Source organism: Microbacterium sp. NPDC056234, from assembly GCF_042267585.1.
In the GTDB taxonomy this organism is placed as follows: domain Bacteria; phylum Actinomycetota; class Actinomycetes; order Actinomycetales; family Microbacteriaceae; genus Microbacterium.
In genome coordinates, this window is sequence record NZ_JBHJTE010000004.1 from 99,403 (window position 1) to 120,809 (window position 21,407).

General features: G+C 68.7%; 20 protein-coding genes. 11 read left to right on the top strand and 9 right to left on the bottom strand.

Translation table 11 applies throughout. The features are described 5' to 3' along the window. The first annotated feature begins 8 nt into the window (after positions 1 to 8). From ACFCYE_RS12415 to ACFCYE_RS12430, 4 genes are read left to right on the top strand one after another with little or no spacing between them, the layout of a single operon-like run. The gene (locus ACFCYE_RS12415) at positions 9 to 1,019 is read left to right on the top strand and encodes a carbohydrate ABC transporter permease (RefSeq protein WP_376179134.1); all 1,011 of its coding nucleotides are present in this window, start codon (positions 9 to 11) and stop codon (positions 1,017 to 1,019) included. After that, positions 1,016 to 1,903: a carbohydrate ABC transporter permease gene (locus ACFCYE_RS12420; RefSeq protein ID WP_376179136.1), complete on the top strand. Its 888-nt coding sequence runs from the start codon at positions 1,016 to 1,018 to the stop codon at positions 1,901 to 1,903. Before ACFCYE_RS12415 ends, ACFCYE_RS12420 begins: the two co-directional genes overlap by 4 nt. 24 nt (positions 1,904 to 1,927) lie before the next feature. Further along, the gene (locus ACFCYE_RS12425; protein ID WP_376179138.1) at positions 1,928 to 4,345 is read left to right on the top strand and encodes a glycoside hydrolase family 3 N-terminal domain-containing protein; all 2,418 of its coding nucleotides are present in this window, start codon (positions 1,928 to 1,930) and stop codon (positions 4,343 to 4,345) included. Positions 4,346 to 4,354: 9 nt separating this feature from the next. After that, positions 4,355 to 5,539, top strand: a complete 1,185-nt coding sequence (locus ACFCYE_RS12430; protein ID WP_376179139.1) for an ROK family protein — start codon at positions 4,355 to 4,357, stop codon at positions 5,537 to 5,539. A 45-nt stretch (positions 5,540 to 5,584) separates the two neighbouring features. Here ACFCYE_RS12430 and ACFCYE_RS12435 read toward each other — a convergent pair whose 3' ends face one another. Genes ACFCYE_RS12435 through ACFCYE_RS12460 form a run of 6 tightly spaced genes read right to left on the bottom strand, consistent with a single transcriptional unit; the run spans position 5,585 to position 11,973 of the window. Further along, the gene (locus tag ACFCYE_RS12435; protein WP_376179141.1) at positions 5,585 to 6,358 is read right to left on the bottom strand and encodes an aldolase/citrate lyase family protein; all 774 of its coding nucleotides are present in this window, start codon (positions 6,356 to 6,358) and stop codon (positions 5,585 to 5,587) included. Further along, positions 6,343 to 7,128 (bottom strand): 2-keto-4-pentenoate hydratase, encoded by a 786-nt coding sequence (locus tag ACFCYE_RS12440; RefSeq protein ID WP_376179143.1) that lies wholly within the window; start codon positions 7,126 to 7,128, stop codon positions 6,343 to 6,345. The genes ACFCYE_RS12435 and ACFCYE_RS12440 overlap by 16 nt, the downstream gene beginning before the upstream one ends. A gap of 10 nt (positions 7,129 to 7,138) precedes the next feature. Beyond that, a complete protein-coding gene (hpaD, locus tag ACFCYE_RS12445) occupies positions 7,139 to 8,299 on the bottom strand; it encodes a 3,4-dihydroxyphenylacetate 2,3-dioxygenase (RefSeq protein ID WP_376179144.1) in 1,161 nt (386 codons plus the stop codon). Positions 8,300 to 8,325: 26 nt separating this feature from the next. After that, positions 8,326 to 9,822 carry a 5-carboxymethyl-2-hydroxymuconate semialdehyde dehydrogenase gene (hpaE, locus tag ACFCYE_RS12450; RefSeq protein WP_376179146.1) on the bottom strand — a complete coding sequence of 499 codons (1,497 nt, stop codon included), beginning with the start codon at positions 9,820 to 9,822 and terminating at the stop codon, positions 8,326 to 8,328. Between the two features lie 22 nt (positions 9,823 to 9,844). Continuing rightward, on the bottom strand, positions 9,845 to 10,522 hold the full coding sequence (locus tag ACFCYE_RS12455) for a GntR family transcriptional regulator (protein WP_376179148.1): 678 nt from the start codon (positions 10,520 to 10,522) through the stop codon (positions 9,845 to 9,847). Then, positions 10,519 to 11,973 carry a fumarylacetoacetate hydrolase family protein gene (locus ACFCYE_RS12460; RefSeq protein WP_376179149.1) on the bottom strand — a complete coding sequence of 485 codons (1,455 nt, stop codon included), beginning with the start codon at positions 11,971 to 11,973 and terminating at the stop codon, positions 10,519 to 10,521. Before ACFCYE_RS12460 ends, ACFCYE_RS12455 begins: the two co-directional genes overlap by 4 nt. Positions 11,974 to 12,108: 135 nt before the next feature. Here ACFCYE_RS12460 and ACFCYE_RS12465 point away from each other — a divergent pair, with 135 nt between their 5' ends. Both ACFCYE_RS12465 and ACFCYE_RS12470 read left to right on the top strand, forming a co-directional pair. Next, the gene (locus tag ACFCYE_RS12465) at positions 12,109 to 13,482 is read left to right on the top strand and encodes an MFS transporter (RefSeq protein ID WP_376179150.1); all 1,374 of its coding nucleotides are present in this window, start codon (positions 12,109 to 12,111) and stop codon (positions 13,480 to 13,482) included. A 149-nt stretch (positions 13,483 to 13,631) separates the two neighbouring features. Further along, positions 13,632 to 13,940 carry a hypothetical protein gene (locus ACFCYE_RS12470; RefSeq protein WP_376179152.1) on the top strand — a complete coding sequence of 103 codons (309 nt, stop codon included), beginning with the start codon at positions 13,632 to 13,634 and terminating at the stop codon, positions 13,938 to 13,940. A gap of 122 nt (positions 13,941 to 14,062) precedes the next feature. Here ACFCYE_RS12470 and ACFCYE_RS12475 read toward each other — a convergent pair whose 3' ends face one another. Continuing rightward, positions 14,063 to 14,770 (bottom strand): IclR family transcriptional regulator, encoded by a 708-nt coding sequence (locus ACFCYE_RS12475; RefSeq protein ID WP_376179154.1) that lies wholly within the window; start codon positions 14,768 to 14,770, stop codon positions 14,063 to 14,065. A gap of 152 nt (positions 14,771 to 14,922) precedes the next feature. On the opposite strand from ACFCYE_RS12475, the gene ACFCYE_RS12480 reads away from it, so the two are divergent. The 4 genes from ACFCYE_RS12480 (at position 14,923) to ACFCYE_RS12495 (ending at position 17,928) form a co-directional block, all read left to right on the top strand. Continuing rightward, a complete protein-coding gene (locus tag ACFCYE_RS12480) occupies positions 14,923 to 16,779 on the top strand; it encodes an FAD-dependent monooxygenase (RefSeq protein WP_376179156.1) in 1,857 nt (618 codons plus the stop codon). Between the two features lie 85 nt (positions 16,780 to 16,864). Then, positions 16,865 to 17,251: a VOC family protein gene (locus ACFCYE_RS12485; RefSeq protein ID WP_376179158.1), complete on the top strand. Its 387-nt coding sequence runs from the start codon at positions 16,865 to 16,867 to the stop codon at positions 17,249 to 17,251. Positions 17,252 to 17,279: 28 nt separating this feature from the next. Next, positions 17,280 to 17,624 carry a TfoX/Sxy family protein gene (locus ACFCYE_RS12490; RefSeq protein ID WP_376179573.1) on the top strand — a complete coding sequence of 115 codons (345 nt, stop codon included), beginning with the start codon at positions 17,280 to 17,282 and terminating at the stop codon, positions 17,622 to 17,624. Between the two features lie 49 nt (positions 17,625 to 17,673). Continuing rightward, positions 17,674 to 17,928, top strand: a complete 255-nt coding sequence (locus ACFCYE_RS12495) for a cupin domain-containing protein (RefSeq protein ID WP_376179159.1) — start codon at positions 17,674 to 17,676, stop codon at positions 17,926 to 17,928. A 50-nt stretch (positions 17,929 to 17,978) separates the two neighbouring features. On the opposite strand, the gene ACFCYE_RS12500 is transcribed toward ACFCYE_RS12495, so the two are convergent. Both ACFCYE_RS12500 and ACFCYE_RS12505 read right to left on the bottom strand, forming a co-directional pair. Then, the gene (locus tag ACFCYE_RS12500) at positions 17,979 to 18,386 is read right to left on the bottom strand and encodes a RidA family protein (RefSeq protein ID WP_376179160.1); all 408 of its coding nucleotides are present in this window, start codon (positions 18,384 to 18,386) and stop codon (positions 17,979 to 17,981) included. Between the two features lie 108 nt (positions 18,387 to 18,494). Then, positions 18,495 to 19,970 (bottom strand): DUF222 domain-containing protein, encoded by a 1,476-nt coding sequence (locus ACFCYE_RS12505; RefSeq protein ID WP_376179161.1) that lies wholly within the window; start codon positions 19,968 to 19,970, stop codon positions 18,495 to 18,497. A 264-nt stretch (positions 19,971 to 20,234) separates the two neighbouring features. Here ACFCYE_RS12505 and ACFCYE_RS12510 point away from each other — a divergent pair, with 264 nt between their 5' ends. Next, positions 20,235 to 21,407 (top strand): Cmx/CmrA family chloramphenicol efflux MFS transporter, encoded by a 1,173-nt coding sequence (locus tag ACFCYE_RS12510; protein ID WP_376179163.1) that lies wholly within the window; start codon positions 20,235 to 20,237, stop codon positions 21,405 to 21,407.

The following is a 21,407-nucleotide window of genomic DNA, read 5'->3' on the forward strand; positions in this document are numbered from 1 at the left end:
TCCGCGACATGACCGATTCACAGGCGCTGACGGAGACGCCCGCGCCTGCGAGAAGCACCCGTGCCGGGACCGATCAGGTCCCGGCACGGCGATCCCCGCGGCCTGACTGGCGCAAGCGCGGCGAGATCGTGCTTCTGGCAGGCCCCGCGCTTCTCGTCTTCCTCGGCTTCGTCATCTTCCCGGTGCTGATGGCGGGCTTCTACGGCTTCTTCCGCTGGAACGGCTTCGGCTGGCCCACCGACTTCGTCGGACTCGACAACTACGTGCTCATGCTGCAGGACGAGACGTTCCGGCAGGCCGTGCTGCACAACTTCATCATCGTCGTGCTCTCGCTGGTCATGCAGGGTCCGATCGCGATCCTGTTCGCTCTGCTGCTGAACCAGAAGATCCGCGGACGCTCCGTCATCCGCGTGCTGATCTTCGCCCCGTACGTCATCGCAGAGGTCGTCGTCGGCACGGGCTGGAGCCTGATGCTGCAGGATGCCGGCGCCCTGAACTCCCTGCTCGAGAAAATGGGGCTCGGGGCACTGCAGCAGTCCTGGATCGCCGACCCGGCGATCGCGATGTGGTCGCTCATGGTGATCATCACGTGGAAGTACATCGGATTCGCCGTCATCCTCATGCTCGCCGGGATGCAGTCGATCCCCGAGGAGCTCTACGAGGCGGCCGCCATCGACGGCGCGGGATTCTGGCGCGCGCAGTGGAGCATCACACTCCCGCTGCTGGGGCCGACGATCCGCATCTGGGCGTTCCTGTCGATCATCGGCTCGCTGCAGCTGTTCGATCTCGTCAACATCATCTGGGGCCAGTACATCTCGGCCACCGCCGGGACCTCGACCATGGCCACGTACATGTACCAGAACGGCCACCTGGCGGGGAACTACGGCTTCGGCAACGCCGTCGCGGTGATGCTGTTCCTCATCTCGCTGGTCGTGGCGCTCATCTATCAGCGCTTCGTGCTGCGGCGCGACACCGAGGGCGCACTGACCGGAGACAGCCGAAAGGGCCGTAGGCGATGACCGACACACTCAAGACCTCCGTGGCCATCCAGGCCATCGGCCCGCGTCGCCGCCGTGCGGAGTCCGGCGTGCGCTGGGGGAGCCCCGGCGTGTACCTGCTCGCGCTGGTGCTGATCACGATCTGCGTGACCCCGCTGCTGTACATCATCGTCGGAGGCTTCCGCACGAACTCGCAGATCACGACGGATCCCGCCGCGTGGCCGGATCCGTGGGAGATCGCCAACTACACCGACGTGCTCGCCAGCAGCGAGTTCTGGACGGCGATGCTGAACTCCACGCTGTCGGCCGTCGGCACCACGCTCGGCGCCGTCGTGCTCGGGGTCATGGCCAGTTACGTCATCGCGCGCTACGACTTCTCCGGGAAGGCCGTGATGTATTCGGTGTTCGCGGCAGGACTGATGTTTCCGGTGACGGTGGCGATCACGCCGCTGTACCTGCTCATCCGCAACCTGGGCCTCGTGAACAGCCTGGCCGGCATCATCCTGCCCCAGATCGCCTTCGCGCTGCCGACGACGATCATCATCCTGGTGCCTTTCCTGCGGGCCATCCCGAAGGAGCTCGAGGAGGCGGCGTCCATCGACGGTGCGTCCCGGCTGGGCTTCTTCTGGCGCATGGTGATCCCGCTGAGCCTGCCGGGCGTCATCACCGTCGGCATCCTCGCGTTCATCGGCGCCTGGAACGGCTACATGCTGCCGCTGTTCATCCTCAACGATTCCAGCCTCTTCACTCTGCCTCTGGGCGTGCAGAACTTCGCGTCGCAGTACTCGGTCGACACCGCGCGTGTGCTCGCGTACACGTCGCTGTCGATGCTGCCGGCGCTGATCTTCTTCAGCATGTTCGAGCGCCGCATCGTCGGCGGTCTGACCGGCGCGGTCAAGGGCTGACGCGCACGACCCATGGAGACACCTATGACCGCGGACATCCCCGCATTCCCGACCCCTTCGGCGCGCGTCGCCGATCTCCTCGCGCGCATGACGCTCGAGGAGAAGGCGGCCCAGATCGTCGGCTACTGGCTGGATCGGGGCGGCGAGGTCGTCGCCCCCATGCAGAACGACATGGCCGGGGATGCCGGTGGTGACACGCTCGCCGAGATCACGCGACACGGCATCGGGCACTACACCAGGGTCTACGGCACCAGGCCGGTGGATGCCGGGGAGCGCGCCGCGTGGCTCTGGGCGGAGCAGCGCCGGTTGCAGCGCGAGACGCGCCTCGGCATCCCGGCGATCGTGCACGAGGAATGCCTGACCGGGCTCGCAGCCTGGAAGGCCGCGACCTTCCCGACGCCCCTGGCCTGGGGCGCCTCGTTCGACGCGGACCTCGTCGCCGAGATGGGTGCGCTCATCGGGGAGTCGATGCGCGGCCTCGGCATCCATCAGGGGCTGGCGCCGGTGCTCGACGTCGTGCGCGACCCGCGATGGGGCCGCGTCGACGAGTGCATCGGCGAGGATCCGTACCTGGTCGGCACCGTCGGGACGGCGTTCGTGCAGGGGCTGCAATCGTCCGGGGTGCACGCGACGCTCAAGCATTTCCTCGGGTACTCGGGCTCCCGCGCCGGGCGCAACCATGCACCGGTACCCGCTGGGCCTCGGGAGGTGGCCGATGTCTTCCTCCCGCCGTTCGAGATGGCGATCCGCGACGGCGGCGTCCGCAGCGTCATGAACAGCTACGCCGAGATCGACGGGATGCCGGTGGCGGCCGATCCCGACCTGCTGACGGAGTTGCTGCGGGAGCGACTCGGCTTCGACGGCGTCGTGGTCGCCGACTACTTCGCCGTGGCGTTCCTCGAGGTGATGCATGCCGTCGCGGCGGACCGCGGCGAGGCGGCGGAACTCGCACTGACCGCGGGCATCGACGTCGAGCTTCCCTCCGGTGACGCGTACCTCGCGCCGCTGATCGAACGGGTCCGCTCCGGCGCGTTCGACGAGCGCTACCTCGACCGCGCGGTGATCCGCGTGCTCGCGCAGAAGGAGGAACTCGGGCTTCTCGAGGCCGATGCGTTCGAGGACGAGCCGCCGACGTCGGTCGATCTCGACACGCCGCAGCACCGGGCGGTCGCACGGCGTCTCGCCGCCGAATCCCTCGTGCTGCTGTCGAACGACGGCGTGCTCCCGCTCGCGCGCGGCGCGCGAAGGATCGCGCTGATCGGTCCGAACGCGGACCGATCCGATGCCCTTCAGGGGTGCTATTCGTTCGCCAATCATGTGCTCGCGCATCACCCGGACCACGAGATCGGCTTCGAGATCCCCACCGTGCGCGAGGCACTGGCCGCCGCGCTGCCCGGCACCGAGATCGTGCACGTGCGCGGCGCGGACGTCGAGGGAGAGGATCGATCGGGGTTCGATGCCGCTGCGCACGCCGCGGCATCCGCCGACGTCGCGATCGTCGTGGTCGGAGATCAGGCCGGGCTCTTCGGCCGCGGCACGGTCGGCGAGGGCAACGACGTCGACTCGCTGGAGCTTCCGGGCGTGCAGCGCGAGCTCGTCGAAACCCTGGTGGCGACGGGGACGCCCGTCGTCGTCGTGCTGATCACCGGGCGCCCGTACGCGATCGATTGGGCGCTCGATGCCGACGGCAGACCGCCGGCGGCGGTCCTGCAGGCGTTCTTCCCCGGGGAGGCGGGCGGCACGGCCATCGCCGACGTGCTGATCGGCGACGTGTCGCCATCGGGTCGGATGCCGGTGAGCCTGCCTCGCTCGTCCGGGGCGCAGCCGTACAGCTACCTCCGTCCGCTCCTGGGCGGGCCGTCCGCGGTGACCGCGCTGGATTCGACACCGCTGCGGCCGTTCGGCTTCGGTCTGTCCTACACGACGTTCGCGTACGACGAGTTCGCGGTGTCGGCGGATGCCGCGACCGACGGCGCCTTCACGGCATCCGTCCTGGTGACGAACACCGGCGATCGGGACGGTGCCGACGTCGTCCAGCTCTACGGCAGGGATGTCGCGGCATCCGTCACGCGCCCCGCCGCCCAACTGCTCGCCTACGCGCGCGTCGAACTGACGGCAGGTGAGAGCCGCATCGTGCGGTTCGAGGTCCCCGCGGCGCGGTTCGCCTTCACGAATCGCGCCATGACCAGGGTCGTCGAACCGGGCGACGTGCAGGTCTGGGTCGCATCCCACGCCGAGGCATCGGCGGGTGGTGAGATCTCGGATGCGACCGGCGGCGCCATCTCGAACGAACGCACGGTCGTGCGGCGCGACATCGGCGGTATCGCGACCGACGCACGCATGGTGACGCTGACCGGTCACGTGCATGCGGTGACCGCGGAGGACGCGCGAATCGCGTCCGCCGTGCTCGAAGACGCGAGTGTCGCGGCGGAGCCTCGATAACCTGGGCGGATGAACGAACGAGCGACGACGGTCGAAGGCGTACGCCGGACCAATCTCGGCGAGGTCCTGCGCCTGGTGCACCATCACGGTGCGCGTTCGCGCGCGACCATCACGGCCGACACAGGACTGAACCGTTCGACGGTCGCCGATCTCGTGTCGGAGCTGGCCACGAGCGGCCTCGTCGTCGAGCAGGAGCCGGACGCCACGCGTCGCGTCGGGCGCCCGTCGCCGATCGTCGCGCCGTGCCCTGACGTGGTCGCGATCGCCGTGAACCCCGAGGTGGACGCCATCGAGATCGGCGTGATCTCGCTGGGCGGAACGGTGCAGGAGCGCGTTCGCGTCGCGTTCGCGCATCCGCCGACACCGGCGGATGTGGTGGAAGCGGTGTCACGATTCGTCAAGGACTGGAGGGTCGGTTCGCCCCGCGTGCGCATCGTCGGCGTCGGTCTCGCCGTACCCGCGCTCGTGCGCGCGGATGACGGGATCGTGCGCCTCGCTCCGCACCTGGGCTGGCACGACGAGCCGATCGCCGATCAGCTGAGCGCTGTGCTGGAGCTGCCGGTGCTCATCGACAACGACGCGTCCCTCGGCGCACGAGCCGAACGGCTCTTCGGTGCTGCCCGCGAACATCGCGACGTCGTGTATCTCAACGGCGGCGCGAGCGGCATCGGCGGCGGTCTCATCCTGGACGGCCGTCTCATCTCCGGCGCAGGGGGATACGCGGGGGAGTGGGGCCAGACGCGCCCCGGCATCCTGTCGGACGAGGATCGCCGCACGGACGGCGGTGTACTGGAGGACGAGGTCAATCGCGCGCGGCTCCTGCAGACCGCACGGCTGGGTGCCGTCGACGACGCCGCCCTCGCGGTGGTGCTGGCGGCGACGAGCGACGCCGCGGTGGTCGCCGAGATCGACCGTCAGCGGCGCATCCTGATCGCTTCGCTGGCGAACGCGGTGAACGTGCTGAACCCGTCGATCGTGGTGCTGGGCGGATTCCTCGCGATGCTGAGGGATCGAGACGCCGAGGCCTTCGACGCCGCGGTGCGCGCCGGTGCGCTTCAGGCGCCGGCCGAGCAGGTCGAACTGCGGGCCGCGGCGCTCGGCGCCGACCGGCTCCTGATCGGCGCTGCCGAGGCGGCGTTCGCCCCGCTGCTGTCCGACCCGCTCGGGCCGACGGCGTTCGAATCGCGCCGATGACCCTTTCCGGACGGCCTCTCGCGTCGTTCAGGCTCGAAGCGGACGTCAGCCGCTGAACCGCGCCGCGAGCGCTTCCGAGGCGCGCGCGAGCATCGCGACGTCTGCACCTACCGCCACGAAGTCCGCGCCCTGAGCGATGTAGGCGTCTGCGCCCGTCGGATCGAAGGCGTTCACTCCGACCGCAGCGCCGGCGGCCCTCACCGCGGTGAACGTGCGGGTCACAGCATCCACGACGTCCGGATGCGCCTGCTGACCGAGGCGGCCGAGGGAGGCCGCGAGATCCGACGGGCCGACGAACACGGCGTCGACGCCGTCGACCGCCGCGATCTCCGCCGCGTTGTCGACACCGGACGCGGTCTCGATCTGCACGATGAGCGAGATGTGCGAAGCGGCATCCTGGAGGTAGTCGTCGACGCGGTTCCACCGCGCGCTGCGCGACAGCGCGCTGCCGACGCCGCGGAGCCCGTGCGGGGGATACCGCGTCGCCGCCACGGCGGCCTCGGCCTCGGCAGCAGACGACACCATCGGCACGATGATGTTCTGGGCGCCGAGATCGAGCACCTGCTTGATCATCACGGCGTCGTTCCAGGGCACGCGCACCACCGGGACGACGGGGTAGGCGGCGACGGCCTGCAGCTGATGCAGGACGCTCTCGAGCGAGTTCGCGGCGTGCTCCATGTCGATCAGGAGCCAGTCCACGCCGGAGCCGGCGACGATCTCGGCGATCACCGGGCTGCCGGAGCAGACCCACATCCCGGTCTGAGAGCGATCGGATTCCGCGAGCCGGTCGCGGAAGCAGGGGGCTAGATGAAGCGGCATTCGATCGTTCCCATCTCGCGGTAGTCGCACAGAATCGTGTCGCCCTCGGACACCCACATCGGGCGCGTGAACGATCCTGCCAGGATGATCTCCCCGGCCTCGAGGCGCGCGCCGTGCTGGTGGAACTTGTTCGCCAGCCACGCGACGCCGCGCGCAGGGTGGCCGAGGACGCCTGCTGCGACGCCGGTCTCCTCGATCTCGCCGTTGCGGCTGAGCACGCCGGGCACCCACCGCAGATCGATCTCGTCCGGCCGCTTGCGCACGGTTCCGAGGATCATGGCGCCGTAGGCGGCGTTGTCGCTGATCGTGTCGACGATCGTTCTGCCCTCCAGCTCGATGTGCGAGTTCAGCACCTCGAGCGCCGGAACGGCGTAGTCGATCGCTGCGAGGGCGTCTTCGAGCGTGCGGTCGGGGCCTTCGAGCGGATGCTTCAGCACGAACGCCAGCTCGACTTCGACACGCACGTTCGAGAAGTTCGCGAACTCGATCTCCGCGCCGGACTCGTGGACGGTGTCGTCGAACATGACCCCGTAGTCGGGCTCGGTGATGCCCGTGGCCTGCTGCATCGCCTTCGAGGTCAGGCCGATCTTGCGACCCACGAGCCGGCGTCCCGCGGCGACCTGCGCGTCCCTCCAGACGCCCTGGATCGCGTACGAGTCCTCGATCGTCGCCTCTGGGTGACGCGCCGTGATCCGGGGGATCACGCCGTGCGTCCGATCGGCCTCCGCCAATTCCTCGGCGATCTGAGTGATGGCGTCTGCTGACAGCATCCGAACCTCCCTACAGCTGATGGCCGAGCTTGTACTCGCCCTGTTTCCACTCCGGCATGGCCTCGTCCTCCGGCCGGGTGTAGCTGAATCCGTCGGCGCCGATCGTGACGGCCATCTCGCTGTCGTCGGTGCGGGCGACGACCGGCTGCGGGTTGCCGTCGAGGTCGAGCACGAGCGAGGCATCCGTGTACCAGGAGGGAACGACGGGGTTGCCCCACCAGTCCCGGCGCTGGTTGTCGTGCACGTCCCAGGTGATGACGGGGTTGTCCGGATCACCGGTGTAGTAGTCCTGCGTGTACACCTCGACCCGGTGTCCGTCGGGGTCGCGCAGATACAGGTAGAACGCGTTGCTCACGCCGTGACGGCCGGGGCCGCGCTCGATGGCATCCGAGCGACGCAGGGCGCCGAGCTTGTCGCAGATCGCGAGGATGTTGTGCTTCTCGTGCGTGGCGAAGCACACGTGGTGCATCCTGGGTCCGTCGCCACCGGTCATGGCGGTGTCGTGCACGGTCGGCTTGCGACGCATCCAGGCGGCGTACACCGTGCCCTCCTCGTCCTGGATGTCCTCCGTGACGCGGAAGCCGAGGTCCTGCATGAACTTCACCGCGCGCGGCACATCGGGGGTGACCTGGTTGAAGTGGTCCAGCCGAACGAGCTCGCCCGGCGTGTGCAGGTCGTAGCGCCACGACATCCGTTCGACGTGGTCGGTCTGGTGGAAGAACTCGTACGGGAAGCCGAGCGGGTCGATGACCCGCACCGAGTCGCCGATGCCCTTCACGAACCCGTCGGGATTGCGACGGACGTCGCAGCCGAGCTCGGTGTAGAACGCGACGGCGCGGTCAAGGTCCGCAGGTTCGCGCACGCGGTACGAGAACGCGGCCACGGCGGCGATCGGTCCCTTGCGGAGCACCAGGTTGTGGTGGATGAACTCCTCGGTCGAGCGCAGGTAGATCGCCTCGTCGTCCTCCTCGGTGACGTACAGACCCAGCACATCGACGTAGAACACCCGGGAGGCGGCGAGGTCCGTGACCACGAGCTCCATGTAGGCGCAGCGCAGCACATCCGGCGGCGTGCCGGTCGGGGTCGGAGTCGGGTGCGCAGTGTTGATCGGCGCCTCCTGGCTCACGTAGAAGCCGGACGAGGTCAGCGTCATGTCATCTCGGTTGGTCATATCAGCGTCCTTGCCGGGTTCCAGGGTCAGTTCTTGCCGAAGGTGGGGTTGTGCACCGCGCCGAGCGTGATGTGCACGGCCTGCTGGTCGGTGTAGAAGTCGATCGAGCGGTACCCGCCCTCGTGGCCGAGGCCAGACGCCTTCACGCCGCCGAACGGAGTGCGCAGGTCTCGCACGTTGTTGCTGTTCAGCCACACCATGCCGGCCTCGACGGCGCCGGCGAAGTTGTGCGCGCGCGTGAGGTCGTTGGTCCAGATGTAGGCGGCCAGGCCGTACTTCACACCGTTCGCGAGCGCCAGAGCCTCCTCCTCGGTGTCGAACGGGGTGATGGCGACGACGGGTCCGAAGATCTCCTCCTGGAAGATGCGGGCATCGGGAGAGACGTCGGCGAAGACGGTGGGGGCGACGAAGTTGCCCTCCTCGAATCCCTCGGGGCGTCCACCGCCGGCGACCAGTCGGCCCTCGGTCTTGCCGATCTCGACGTACGACATGACCTTCTCGTAGTGCTCCGGGTGCACGAGCGCGCCCACCTCGGTCGTCTTCTCGTGTGGATAGCCGACCTTGACCCGCTTCGCCTGGGCGGCGTATCGCTCGACGAACTCGTCGTAGACGCTGCGCTCCACGAGGATGCGGCTGCCGGCCGTGCAGCGCTCGCCGTTGAGGGAGAACACCCCGAAGATGGTGGCGTCGATCGCGGCATCCAGGTCGGCGTCGGCGAACACGACCGCCGGCGACTTGCCGCCGAGCTCCATCGAGAGGCCCTTCAGGAACGGCGCCGCGTTTCCGAAGATGATCTGCCCGGTGCGGCTCTCGCCGGTGAAGGAGATCAGGGGGACATCCGGATGCTTCACGAGCGCGTCTCCGGCATCCTCGCCGAGGCCGTTCACGAGGTTGAAGACGCCCTGGGGGAGCCCGGCCTCCTCGAAGATCCCCGCCCAGAGGGATGCCGACAGCGGCGTGAACTCGGCGGGTTTGAGCACCACCGTGTTGCCGGTCGCGAGTGCGGGGCCGAGCTTCCACGATTCGAGCATGAACGGCGTGTTCCACGGCGTGATGAGACCGGCCACGCCGATCGGCTTGCGGTTAACGTAGTTGATCTGGCGACCGGGGACCTTGAACGTGTCGTCGGCCTGGGCGACGATGAGGTCGGCGAAGAAGCGGAAGTTCTCGGCCGCCCGTCGCGCTTGACCGAGCGCCTGCGTGATCGGCAGCCCGGAGTCGTAGCTCTCGAGCTCGGCGAGGCGCTGATCGCGGGACTCGACGATGTCGGCGATGCGGTGCAGCACCCGGCTGCGCTCGCGCGGCAGCATCCGCGGCCACGGACCCTCGTCGAACGCGCGCTTGGCCGCGGCGACGGCGAGGTCGATGTCGTCCTTCTTTCCGGCGGCCGCGGTGGTGTAGGTCTTGTTCGTCACCGGGTCCAGCACGTCGAACGTGTCACCGTCCGCGGAGTCGACGAACGCACCGTCGATGTAGTGCTGGATGTGATCCGGCAGGTCGGCCGGGATACGGGAGTCGGTCATGGCTTCTCCTGGTGGTTCCGATTCAGAGGATGTGCATTCCGACGGCTTCGTCGGGATGCTCGTGGTCGAGATAGGCGTCAAGGGTGGCCGCGTGGTGACGGCGCGCGGCGTGCTCGATCTCGTTCAGTGGGGCGCCTGCCTCGATGAGGGCGACGATCTGCTCGTGCTCGCGCACGGATTCGTGTGCACGACCGGGGACGAAGCTGAACGTGGAGTCGCGAAGGCGGCTCAGTCGCGCCCACTCCGCCGTCACGAGCTCGTGCAGCCGGGGGTTGGGGCACGGGGCGATGAGGGTCGAGTGGAAGCGCTGGTTGAGCGCGGTGAACGCCGGCGGATCGAAATGATCGAGCGTCTGCACCATCTCGTCGTTGATGGCGCGCGCCGCGCGCAGGTCGTCGGGGGTGAGCGCCCGGGCCGCCATGGCGGTCGCGGTGCCCTCCAGGATGCTGAGCGCCTCCATGCTGTGCCGGTACTGCGCGTCGTCGACCATCGCGACGCGCGCGCCGACGTTGTGCTCGAACTGGACGAGGCCCTCGGCTTCGAGCTGGCGGATGGCCTCTCGGACCGGAACGACGCTCATGTCGAGTTCGCCCGCGATCGCGCCGAGCACGAGGCGGTAGCCGGGGGTGTAGGTCTGAGACGCGATGCGCTCTTTGATCCAGTGATAGGCGCGTTGCGACTTGCTGAGCGTGCGAGTCATGCGCGGTCCTCGCTCTGCGGCCTGGCCGACTCGTAGCGTTCGCGCCACTCGGCGTTCAGCGGGAACAGTCCGTCCACCGGGTGGCCGGCGGCGACCTGCTCGGCGATCCAGGCGTCCTCGTCCTCCTGCGCGAGGGCCGCGTCCGCGACCTCTTCGGCGATGGACGGCGGGATGACGATCACGCCGTCGCCGTCGCCGACGATGATGTCGCCGGGCTGCACGGCCGCGCCGCCGCAGGCGATCGTGACGTCGACGTCCCAGGGGACGTGCTTGCGGCCGAGGACCGACGGGTGCGCGCCGCGAGAGAACACCGGCAGTCCGATCTCCGCCACGGCATCGAAGTCGCGTACGCCGCCGTCCGTCACGACGCCGGCGGCGCCGCGGGTCAGCGCGCGCAGTGCCAGGATGTCTCCGAGCGTGCCCGTGCTCGCGTCGCCTCTGGCCTCGATCACGATGATCTCGCCGTCGCGGACGGCGTCGAACGCGCGCTTCTGCGCGTTGTAGCCTCCGCCGTGGGCGGCGAACAGATCCTCGCGGAACGGGACGAAGCGCAGGGTCTTCGCGGTGCCGACGACCTTGGTTCCTGCGATGTTCGCCGTCACCCCATCGATGAAGCAGGCGGTGACGCCGCGTTTGCGCAGCTGTGTCGAAAGCCCTGCCGTAGGGGCGGCTTCGAGCTTGGCGCGGAGGGCGGGGTCCAGGCCCGGCTCGGCCTCCGGAAGTCCGGCCGCTTCGCGTGAGCCCCACGCCTCGGAGCGCTGGAGGTCGTCGACCGAGGGGAGGGAACCGAGCGCAGGGTCGAACGGGACTCCGCCCTGCACGACCGTCGTCACGAGCCGGCCGGACGTGGCGTCGGCGGCATCCACCTCGACCTCGACGACGTCGCCCGGAACGATGACGCTCGAACCGGCCGGTGTGCCGGTGAGGATGACGTCGCCGGTCTCGAGCGTGAAGTGCTGCGACAGGTCGGCGACGAGCTGGGGGAGCGGGAACAGGAGGTCCGCTGTGGTGTCGTCCTGGCGCAGCTCCCCGTTGACCCAGGCGCGCACGCGCAGGGCGGACGGGTCGACCGTGCGGGCGTCGATGAGGCGGGGTCCGAGCGGCGTGTAGCCGTCGCCGCCCTTCGAGCGCACGTTCGATCCCTTGTCGTTCGCGCGCAGGTCGTACAGCCCCAGATCGTTGGCTGCGGTGACCGAGGCGACGTGGGCCCAGGCATCCTCGATCGTCACTCGGCGCGCCGGCTTCCCGATGATCAGGGCGATCTCGCCTTCGAAGGCGAGCAGTTCGGTCCCGGCCGGGCGCTCGACGACGCCGTCGGATGCCGCGACGGAGCTGGCGGGCTTGAAGAAGTAGGAGGGGTGAGCAGGGCGGCGCCCGCGCTGGTCGGCGCGAGAGGCGTAGCTGAGGTGGATCGCGATGATCTTGCCGGGGCGGGCGATCGTGTCCGTCACGGGTATGCCTCCTTGCGTCGTTGCCGTCTCAGCTGTCTTGTGCGACGTATTCGAAATCGTATATCATCGCCGCATCGGGTGGCAAGCAACAGTCCGCCACCGGATGCAGACGACGACGTCGAACAAGGAGCATCAATGACTGATCACCCCGGCTTCACACCGACCGGCACCATCGCGACCTCCGCCGACAGGCGACGCGTCGTGTTCGCGACCGTGGTCGGCACCACCGTCGAGTGGTACGACTTCTTCATCTATTCGACCGCCGTGGCGCTGGTGTTCAATGAGCTCTTCTTCTCCGCGCTCGGGGCGAACAGCCTGCTCCTCGGTTTCGCCACGGTCGGGATCAGTTTCCTGTTCCGTCCGCTCGGCGCCTTCCTCGCAGGACACTTCGGCGACAAGTACGGGCGCAAGACCGTGCTCATGTGGACGCTCATCCTGATGGGTGCGGCGACGGCGCTGATCGGTGTGCTGCCGACGGCCGCCGCGATCGGAGTCACGGCGCCGATCCTGCTCGTGCTGCTGCGCATCCTCCAGGGGCTGTCGGCCGGCGGCGAATGGGGCGGTGCCGTGCTCATGGCCGTCGAACATGCGCCGAAGAAGCGCCGCGGCATCTTCGGAGCCTCGCCGCAGATCGGCGTTCCGCTCGGACTGCTGCTCGCGTCCGGTGTGATGGCGATCATGACGGCGGTCGCCCCGGGTGACCAGTTCCTCGCGTGGGGCTGGCGCATCCCCTTCCTGCTCAGTGTCGTCCTGATCCTGGTCGGCTTCTACGTGCGTCGGCGCGTCGAGGAGAGCCCGGTCTTCACCGAGCTCGCCGAGCGCAAGGAGAAGGCCCAGATGCCGATCGTGCAGCTGTTCCGCAAGCACCTGCTGCTCGTGGTCATCGCCGCCCTCGTGTTCGCCGGCAACAACGCCGTCGGATACATGACCACCGGCGGATACATCCAGAACTACTCGACGAACCCCGATGGGCCGCTCGGTCTCGACCGCGGACTCGTGCTGTGGGCGGTCACCGGATCGGCCGTGACCTGGCTGCTCGCCACACTGCTCGCGGGCTGGGTGTCTGATCGCATCGGTCGCCGCAGCACCTACATCATCGGCTGGATCCTCCAGCTCGGCGGCGTGATCCTGCTGTTCCCGCTCGTGAACACGGGCGACATCTGGCTGCTGTTCGCCGCGCTGGCCATTCTGACGGTCGGACTCGGCTTCACGTACGGCCCGCAGGCGGCGCTGTACACGGAGCTCTTCCCCGCCAGCATCCGGTTCTCCGGCGTCTCGATCTCGTATGCGATCGGCGCGATCGCGGGAGGTGCCTTCGCGCCGACGATCGCGACGGCGCTCGTCGCCGCCACCGGTTCCACGGACGCGGTCACCTGGTACCTCGCCGGTATGACGGCGATCGGTCTCGTCGCCACGCTGCTGCTGCGCGATCGCAGCGGCATCCCGCTCGGGCCCGACCACGAGGAGGAGCAGGCGGTCAGCCCGATCCACGGGGTCGCGAAGGCCTGATCGCTCGGTGCTGCCTCTCTGGGCCTCGTCGATCGGAGAGATCCCGTCGGTCGGACGCTTCCTCGTGAAGCCTGCCGACTTCCGGGATCTCTCCGACGCGCGGGCCTCGGACGGACGGCGCTCGCGGCCTCGTCTGTCAGGATGGGCGCATGAAGACGACCCAGCTGCGCCGCTACGTCCTTGTCGATGGAGAGTACGACGCGTTCGTCGACTGGTGGGAGCAGTGGATGCCGCGGGTGCGCCCCGCGGCCGGATTCACGATCGAATTCGCATACGGCATCCGAGAGTCGAATGAGTTCGTCTGGGCGGTCAGTGCCGAGGGCGACGCGGATGCGTTCCTCGCGCTCGAGGCCGAGTACATGGGTTCCGAGGCGCGCGCCGCGGCCTTCGACGGACTGCCGCAGCGCGTCGCGTCCTACGACATCCGCCTCGTCACGGACCATCCGCCGACGAGCTGATCTCCGCGGCATCCTTCGATGCTCGTGCGCTCGATCGGAGATATCCCGCCGGTCGGAGGAAGACGGCTGACCGTCCGATCCGCGATATTTCTCCGACCGCGAAGACGACCGCCGTGCCGAGATCAACCGCCCAGCGCTTCGCGCACCGCCTCCGCGGCATGCGTCAGCCGCGCAGCGATGGCGTCGTCGTCATGGCTGCTGGCGACGAACACGACGGCGATCGCGGCCGGGGCGCGCCCGCGGAGCACGAGGGGGACTGCCACGGAGCGCAGTGTGGGGATGACCTCATCGTGGCTGGTGGCATAGCCGCGCGCGGCTGCGATGTCGAGCTCCTCCGCCAGCGCAGACGGCAGCCGGGGCCGTGATGGGGCGCCCAGCTGCGTCAGAATCGCCTTGCCCGGCGCGCCACGAGTGACGAGGTGGCGCGTGCCAGGGCGCTGCGCGACGGGGTTGATCGCGTGCCGCGGCTCGACGCTGACGAGCGTGACGCACTCGTCGTGATCGAGCACTGCGAGAAAGGAAGTCGCCCCCAGCTCGTTCGCCACCACGGTCAGCTCGGGGAGGGCTTCGGCCTGCAGATCGTGGGCGACGCCGGCGGCGAGGGCGGCGAGTCCCGTCCCCAGCTGCACGCGACCGCCCGAGTCGCGGCTGACGAGCCCGTGCTCTTCGAGCGTGCGCAGCAGGCGATACGCGACGGAGCGGTGCACTCTGAGGCGGGCGGCGACGTCATCGATCGTCAGGGGGCCGCGTTCGTCCGCGAGGACTTCGAGGATGCGGATGCCCCGACTGAGCGTCTGGGAGGCGGGCGCCTGCGGCGGCGTAGCGGCCATGAGAGTCCTGTCCGCGGGGCGGGCTTGTCGGTCCGTATCCGCTTCGTATACGATCTGTTCAATAGTAGAACGGCGTGTTCGAATATAGAACGCGCCACGCCGTGTCCGCAAGGTCACCGGCACCCTCGACACCGTCGTCCGAGGAGGACACGATGCAGTTCCACCACCATGGCTACGTCTCCCAGGACCCGCGCGTGCTCCCGGCATCCGGCACCGGCGTCGAGCGCCCGGCCGATCTCCCTGACCAGGTCGATGTGCTGATCGTCGGATCGGGTCCTGCCGGGATGCTTTTGGCCGCGCAGATGTCGCAGTTCCCGAGCGTGACCACGCGCATCATCGAGAAGCGCGCCGGGCGGCTCGAACTCGGCCAGGCCGACGGCATCCAGCCGCGCAGCGTCGAGACGTTCCAGGCGTTCGGGTTCGCGGAGCGGATCACGGCCGAGGCGTACAACATCGGGTGGATGAACTTCTGGGGCCCGGACCCGGAGCATCCCGAGAACATCCGACGAACCACGCGGACGGCCGACTACGCGTACGACATCTGCGAGTTCCCGCACCTGATCGTGAACCAGGCGCGCGTGCTGGACTACTTCGCCGAGGCGGCGGCACACGGACCAGGGCGGATCGTGCCGGACTACGGTGTCGAATTCCTCGGGCTGACCGTGCACGACGAGGACGAGTATCCGCTCGAGGTGCGGGTCGAGGATGCCGGCGGCGAGCGAACAGTGCGGGCGAAGTTCGTCGCTGGCTGCGATGGCGCGCGCAGCGGCGTGCGGGACGCGATCGGGCGCAAACACGTCGGGGGCATCTCTGCGCATGCCTGGGGCGTGATGGACGTGCTCGTGAACACCGACTTCCCCGACTGGCGGACGAAGTGCGCGATCAATGCCGAGGCGGGCAACATCCTGCACATCCCTCGCGAGGGCGGCTACCTCAGCCGGATGTACATCGATCTCGGCGAAGTCGCCGCCGATGACGACCATCGGGTGCGGCAGACGCCGATCGAAGCGATCATCGAGAAGGCCAACGCGATCCTGCATCCGTACTCGATCGACGTGAAGCAGGTCGCCTGGCACAGCGTGTACGAGGTCGGCCACCGCGTCACGGACGGCTTCGACGATGTGATCGACGGGTCGGGTCGCACCCCGCGGGTGTTCCTCACGGGGGATGCCTGCCACACGCACAGCGCCAAGGCGGGGCAGGGGATGAACGTGTCGATGCAGGACGGGTTCAACCTGGGGTGGAAGCTCGGTGCCGTGCTCACCGGGCGCTCGCCCGAGTCGCTGCTGGCGACGTACGGTGCGGAGCGGCGGCCCGTGGCGCAGCAGCTGATCGACTTCGACCGGGAGTGGTCGGCGCTGATGGCCCGCAAGCCCGAGGAGATCTCGGATCCGAACGATCTGGCGACGTACTACCTTGCGACGGCGGAGTTCCCGTCCGGGTTCATGACGCAGTACACACCGTCGATGATCACCGGGCCGGATGCGCATCAGTCGCTCGCCGTCGGGTTCCCGCTCGGCAAGCGCTTCAAATCCGCCGAAGTGGTGCGCGTGTGCGATGGAAACGTCGTGCACCTCGGCCACCACGCCAGGGCGGATGGCCGTTGGCGTGTCTACGCGTTCGGGGACCAGGACGGTTCGGCTTTGTCTGCCTGGGCGACCGGCGCCGCCTCGGTCTTCGCGCGCTTCACTCCATCGGATGCCGACGTCGACGCCGTCTTCGACGTCAAGGCGGTGTACCAGCAGTCCTTCGAAGAGGTCGACGTTCCGTCGGTGCCGGCACTGTTCCAACCGAGGACCGGTCCGCTCGGGTTGACGGACTGGGAGAAGGTGTACGCGGCGGGGCCGTCGAAGTGGACGTCGACCGACATCTTCTCGGTGCGCGAACTGTCACGGGACGGCGTCGTGGTCGTGGTGCGCCCGGACCAGTACGTGGCGGCGATCCTGCCACTGGAGGGTGTGGAGGAACTGGCGGAGTTCCTCGAGGGCGCGTTCGTGCCGGCGGACTGAGGATCGGGTGGCAGGGGTGGCGCATGTCGGAGGCGGGCCCTACCTTGGACTCGGGCGGGACGGTCTCGCCGTGGAGGTGTGCACTATGGATTGGAAGATCGAGCTGATCTTCGTGCCGGTGAGCGACGTCGACCGGGCGAAGGACTTCTACGTCAAGATCGGCTTCAACCCCGACCACGATCACCAGGTGAACGATGAACTCCGGTTCGTGCAGATGACCCCGCCTGGGTCGGCCTGCTCGATCGCGTTCGGCACAGGGATCGGTGGCAGATTGACGCCGGGCCAGCAGGATTCGATCCAGGTCGTCGTTCCCGATGCGGATGCCGCGCTCGCGCAGCTTCGCGACGCAGGCGTCGAGGCGAAGGGCGTCGACGAGCAGGCGTGGGGCCGCTTCGTCACGTTCGACGATCCGGACGGCAACAGCTGGACGCTGCAGGAGCTGCCCGACTACTCGGCGGCGAATCAGGGCTGACGCGGATCGGACGAGCACCGTGAGTGCGATGACGCCGGAGCAGGCTGCGTTGATCGAGCGCCTCCGCAGCCTGCTCGCCGCGGAGCCCACCATGCGCGAGGTGTCGATGTTCGGCGGCAGATCGATCATGGTGAACGAGAAGATGGTCGTCGCCGCACAGCGAGATGGGGCGCTGCTGGTGCGCATCGCGGCCGAGCGGCACGACGCCCTGCTCGCCGAGCCGGGTGCCGCGCAGGCCGAGATGGGGGCGGGGCGCGACATGGGCCCCGGCTGGATCGAGGTCGAGGCTTCCACCATCGCGGGCGATGACCGGCTGGCGTTCTGGATCGCCGCGGCGATGGAGCACCACCGTGCGATGACGGACTCGCTGTAGCGGCCCGGGACGCGGTGGTGGTCATGAAGGGTCCTTCGCTCGCGTCGGGATGGTCGGCAGCGACGATGCGACCCCAGACCTGCGCTCCCATGAAGGGTTCGACTGGGCCTACGTGCTGAACGGCACCCTCCGCCTGGTGCTCGGTGACCAAGATCTGCTGTTGCAGGCGGGTCAGGCTGTCGAGTTCGACACCCGCACCCCGCACTGGTTCGGGGCTACCAGCGCCGGCCCGGTCGAGTACCTCAGCCGTGTCGGGCGCCAAGGCCAGCGCGACCATGTGCACGCTTCTGTCGGCGGCCACTAGCGGGCCGTCCATCGCAGGAGGGCGTTGACGGGCCCGACGCGATCGCTTGTTCAGTCTTGAACGGCGGCGACTGCCTCGATCTCGACTAGCTGGTCGTCGTAACCGAGAACTGTGACACCAAGGAGCGTGCTCGGCACATCGTGACCAGCGAACGCATCTCGCACGACGTCCCAAGCTGTGACGAGATCCGATTGCCGCGCCGACGCAACAAGAACGCGAGTGCTGATGACGTCGCTGATGTCAGCGCCTGCCTCGGCAAGAGCGACAGTCATGTTCTCGATGCACTTCGTCGCCTGAGCTGCGAAGTCTCCGACTCCAGCCGTGGACCCGTCTTCATTCAGAGGGCAGGACCCAGCGAGGAAGATCAACCGCGCCTCCGCCGGAGCCGTCGCGGCGTACGCGTACTCGGCGGCATCGGTGAGGGAAGACGAGCGAATCAGAGTTATCGCACTGGGCACGATGTACCTTCCTGATCAGGGATCGTTGTCTCATCCTTCCACGCACGTCGTCGGTTCCGAGAAGGCCACCGACGATCGGCTGGCAGCTGTGCGCTTGAACGTCGCGTGCTATCCGCCGACCCACTCGGGGAGGAGGGGTCGTGGGGTGCGCCATCTCTGTTCGGGGTCCCACCAGGCTGGCCCGCGGATCTGGGGTGTGCTGTCGGTCATGCGGATGTGCCAGCCGGAGTGGTTGATGGTGCGGTGGTGCCAGTAGCACAGCGGGACGCCGTTGCTGGTGCTGGTGGGTCCGCCGTGGGAGTGTTCGTGGACGTGGTGGATTTCGCACCAGGTTGCGGGGACGTGGCAGCCGGGGATGAGGCATTCTTTGTCGCGCAGGATGATGGCGCGGCGTTGGTGGGCGTTGAAGATGCGGTCGGTGGTGGTAATGCCCACGATGCGGCCCTCGTCGAACAGGACTCGTTGGATCATTGCCTGGCAGGCCAGGTGCGCGGCGACCGAGGAGGGGACGGGGGCGTCGATGCCGGCGATGTGCGCCCACCCGGTGCCGTGGGCGAAATCGTCGGCGTCGATCTGCACGACCAGTGTCGGTGCGGCGCCGCCGAGAGAGGGCATGTCGTCGTGGCGGGCGGCGATGCCGAGCGCTGCGGCGAGGGCGTCGTGCTGTTTCTGCGGCCGGGTGCGGGGGTCGATCACGTTTCGGGGGTCGGTGTTGAACGGGTCCTCCGGCGCACCGGAGTCGCCGCCGGTGGTGTCGGTGAAGGCCACGCCCAGGTCGACCGGTCCGGCGGTTTTCGGGTTGGTCTGGGCGTCGATGATGAGTTTCAGTTGTGCGAACGCTTCGGGCAGCAGGGCACCGCGGATCGGGTAGACGCCGTCGCGGAGCCGCCCGAACGTCAGCGACCGGTTCAGTGCGGCCTGCGCCTCGGAGGGTGCGGGCCCGTCCGGGTCCAGATAGGTGGCGATCAGCTGCGCGAACTGCCGCAGATCATCCGGCGTCGCCGCCGGCCCCGCACCCGCGTTCTCGTTGGCCGCGTCGTCCGTGCCATCGACACCCGCACCGTCGACCCCGCGGGCGCAGGCGGCGAGTTCGGCATCGGCGCGCAGCCGGTCCGCCCCGGTGATGCGGTCGCGGGTGCGGTCGATGGGGTCGGTCGCGGCGAGCAGCCCGGCGATGCCGATCGCACCGTCCAGCATCGCCTCGCGCAGCGCGGGCGACCGCGCGGGGAGGGGCGCCCCGGTGGTGAGTGAGACGTCGCGGTGCACGGCGCCGGCGGCTTTCACGATCCGCCCGGCCCCGGTCGCGTCGACGCGCAGTGCGCGTTGGAGCAGTTCGTTCATGTTCCGGCATCCGAACACGGCCGGGAACGTCGGCACCCCCGACCCGGCGGGGCGGGTGTCGACCGATGCGACCGTCTCGACGACCAGAGCGTCCAGGCGTCGGTGGGCCTCGCCCGCGAGGCGGAGCACGTCCATCTTCTCCGCGTCCGACATGCCGCCCAGCCCTGCGGATCGCACCGCGCTCTCGATCGTGAGATCGAGGTCGGAAACGACCCGATCAAGAACCGCCGCGGTGCTGTTCATAACTACTATTGAACACCGAATCACTGACACTCATGCCTCGAACATCTTTTCTGTGGAAAACTTCCGACACCCGGGGTCTGAGGTAGCGTTCTGTGTCATGTCGAGTCCTGAATCAGACAGGTCAGGGGCTGCCGGTCACACCGCCAGCCCCCTGAACCGCTGATCCCGGCGCCCGCTCCCGTGCGGGCGTGATCCGGCGTACTCCGGCTGCTGGCCGTGGTGACGAGAAGAACCCTTTCCTGACCTCGCACCTCGGAGTATTCGATGCCTCTTCCCCTCTATCTGCTCGCCCTGGCGGTCTTCGTCATGGGCACTTCGGAATTCATGCTCGCGGGGCTCGTCCCCGCCGTCGCGACAGACCTCGACGTGTCGATCGGCGCCGCCGGCCTGCTGACCTCGGCATTCGCCGTCGGCATGGTCGTCGGCGCGCCGCTGATGGCGGCTTTCGCGCGACGCTGGCCGCCGCGGAGCACCCTGCTGCTGTGTCTGCTCGTCTTCGCCGGATGCCACGTGGCCGGCGCGCTGACGCCGGACTTCTCCATCCTGCTCGCCACCCGTGCGGTCAGCGCTGTGGCCACCGCCGGTTTCCTGGCCGTCGCATTGAGTACCGCGACGGCGCTCGTGCCGCCCGACCGGAAGGGACGAGCACTGTCGATCCTGCTCTCCGGCACGACGATCGCGACCGTCGCCGGCGTGCCGGCCGGAGCGCTTCTCGGCGACGCGCTCGGCTGGCGCGCGACCTTCTGGGCGATCGCGCTCTTGTGCCTTCCCGCCGCTCTCGGCGTCATCCTCGGCATCCCGAACGGGCGCCGGTCACCGGGCCACGGCACGCCGACTCTCCGCGCCGAGCTCGGCGCTCTGACCTCGCCGCGGCTCATCCTCGCCATGCTGCTGGGCGCCATGATCAACGGCGGCACATTCGCCGTGCTCACGTTTCTGGCGCCCATCGTGACGGAAACCGCCGAACTGGCTGACGGCTGGGTGCCCGTCGTCCTCGTGGTGTTCGGCGTCGGCTCGTTCCTCGGCGTGACGATCGCCGGTCGACTGTCGGACCGCCGGCCCGGGCTCGTGCTGGCAGTCGGGGGACCGCTGCTTCTGGCGGGCTGGGTCGTGCTCGCGCTGGCGGCGTCGAGTCCGGTGCTGCTGATCGCCATGGTCCTGGTTCAGGGAATGCTGTCGTTCGGCGTCGGCAGCACGCTGATCGCGCGGGTGCTGTACGCGGCTACGGACGCGCCCACCATGGCCGGCTCGTACGCCACAGCGGCTCTGAACATCGGGGCCGTTGTCGGGCCCGTGCTCGGAGCCATCGTGCTCGCCGACGGACGGCCTCCGACGGCACCGATCTGGGTCGCCGGGATGCTGGTCACGATCGCTCTCGCCCTCATCGGCGCGACCGGCTTCCCCCGCGACAGGCCGGTCGCTCACGCGGCACGCTGA

What these genes read in the sequence shown, in the direction of transcription:
- ACFCYE_RS12415 (WP_376179134.1), top strand. Translation starts at nt 9, where the DNA reads ATGACCGATTCACAGGCGCTGACGGAGACGCCCGCGCCTGCGAGAAGC.
- ACFCYE_RS12430 (WP_376179139.1), top strand. Translation starts at nt 4,355, where the DNA reads ATGAACGAACGAGCGACGACGGTCGAAGGCGTACGCCGGACCAATCTC.
- ACFCYE_RS12425 (WP_376179138.1), top strand. Translation starts at nt 1,928, where the DNA reads ATGACCGCGGACATCCCCGCATTCCCGACCCCTTCGGCGCGCGTCGCC.
- hpaE (WP_376179146.1), bottom strand. Translation starts at nt 9,822, where the DNA reads ATGACCGACTCCCGTATCCCGGCCGACCTGCCGGATCACATCCAGCAC.
- ACFCYE_RS12455 (WP_376179148.1), bottom strand. Translation starts at nt 10,522, where the DNA reads ATGACTCGCACGCTCAGCAAGTCGCAACGCGCCTATCACTGGATCAAA.
- ACFCYE_RS12505 (WP_376179161.1), bottom strand. Translation starts at nt 19,970, where the DNA reads ATGAACAGCACCGCGGCGGTTCTTGATCGGGTCGTTTCCGACCTCGAT.
- ACFCYE_RS12420 (WP_376179136.1), top strand. Translation starts at nt 1,016, where the DNA reads ATGACCGACACACTCAAGACCTCCGTGGCCATCCAGGCCATCGGCCCG.
- ACFCYE_RS12495 (WP_376179159.1), top strand. Translation starts at nt 17,674, where the DNA reads ATGGTCGGCAGCGACGATGCGACCCCAGACCTGCGCTCCCATGAAGGG.
- ACFCYE_RS12485 (WP_376179158.1), top strand. Translation starts at nt 16,865, where the DNA reads ATGGATTGGAAGATCGAGCTGATCTTCGTGCCGGTGAGCGACGTCGAC.
- ACFCYE_RS12465 (WP_376179150.1), top strand. Translation starts at nt 12,109, where the DNA reads ATGACTGATCACCCCGGCTTCACACCGACCGGCACCATCGCGACCTCC.
- ACFCYE_RS12435 (WP_376179141.1), bottom strand. Translation starts at nt 6,358, where the DNA reads ATGCCGCTTCATCTAGCCCCCTGCTTCCGCGACCGGCTCGCGGAATCC.
- ACFCYE_RS12470 (WP_376179152.1), top strand. Translation starts at nt 13,632, where the DNA reads ATGAAGACGACCCAGCTGCGCCGCTACGTCCTTGTCGATGGAGAGTAC.
- ACFCYE_RS12490 (WP_376179573.1), top strand. Translation starts at nt 17,280, where the DNA reads ATGACGCCGGAGCAGGCTGCGTTGATCGAGCGCCTCCGCAGCCTGCTC.
- ACFCYE_RS12440 (WP_376179143.1), bottom strand. Translation starts at nt 7,128, where the DNA reads ATGCTGTCAGCAGACGCCATCACTCAGATCGCCGAGGAATTGGCGGAG.
- ACFCYE_RS12480 (WP_376179156.1), top strand. Translation starts at nt 14,923, where the DNA reads ATGCAGTTCCACCACCATGGCTACGTCTCCCAGGACCCGCGCGTGCTC.
- ACFCYE_RS12475 (WP_376179154.1), bottom strand. Translation starts at nt 14,770, where the DNA reads ATGGCCGCTACGCCGCCGCAGGCGCCCGCCTCCCAGACGCTCAGTCGG.
- hpaD (WP_376179144.1), bottom strand. Translation starts at nt 8,299, where the DNA reads ATGACCAACCGAGATGACATGACGCTGACCTCGTCCGGCTTCTACGTG.
- ACFCYE_RS12510 (WP_376179163.1), top strand. Translation starts at nt 20,235, where the DNA reads ATGCCTCTTCCCCTCTATCTGCTCGCCCTGGCGGTCTTCGTCATGGGC.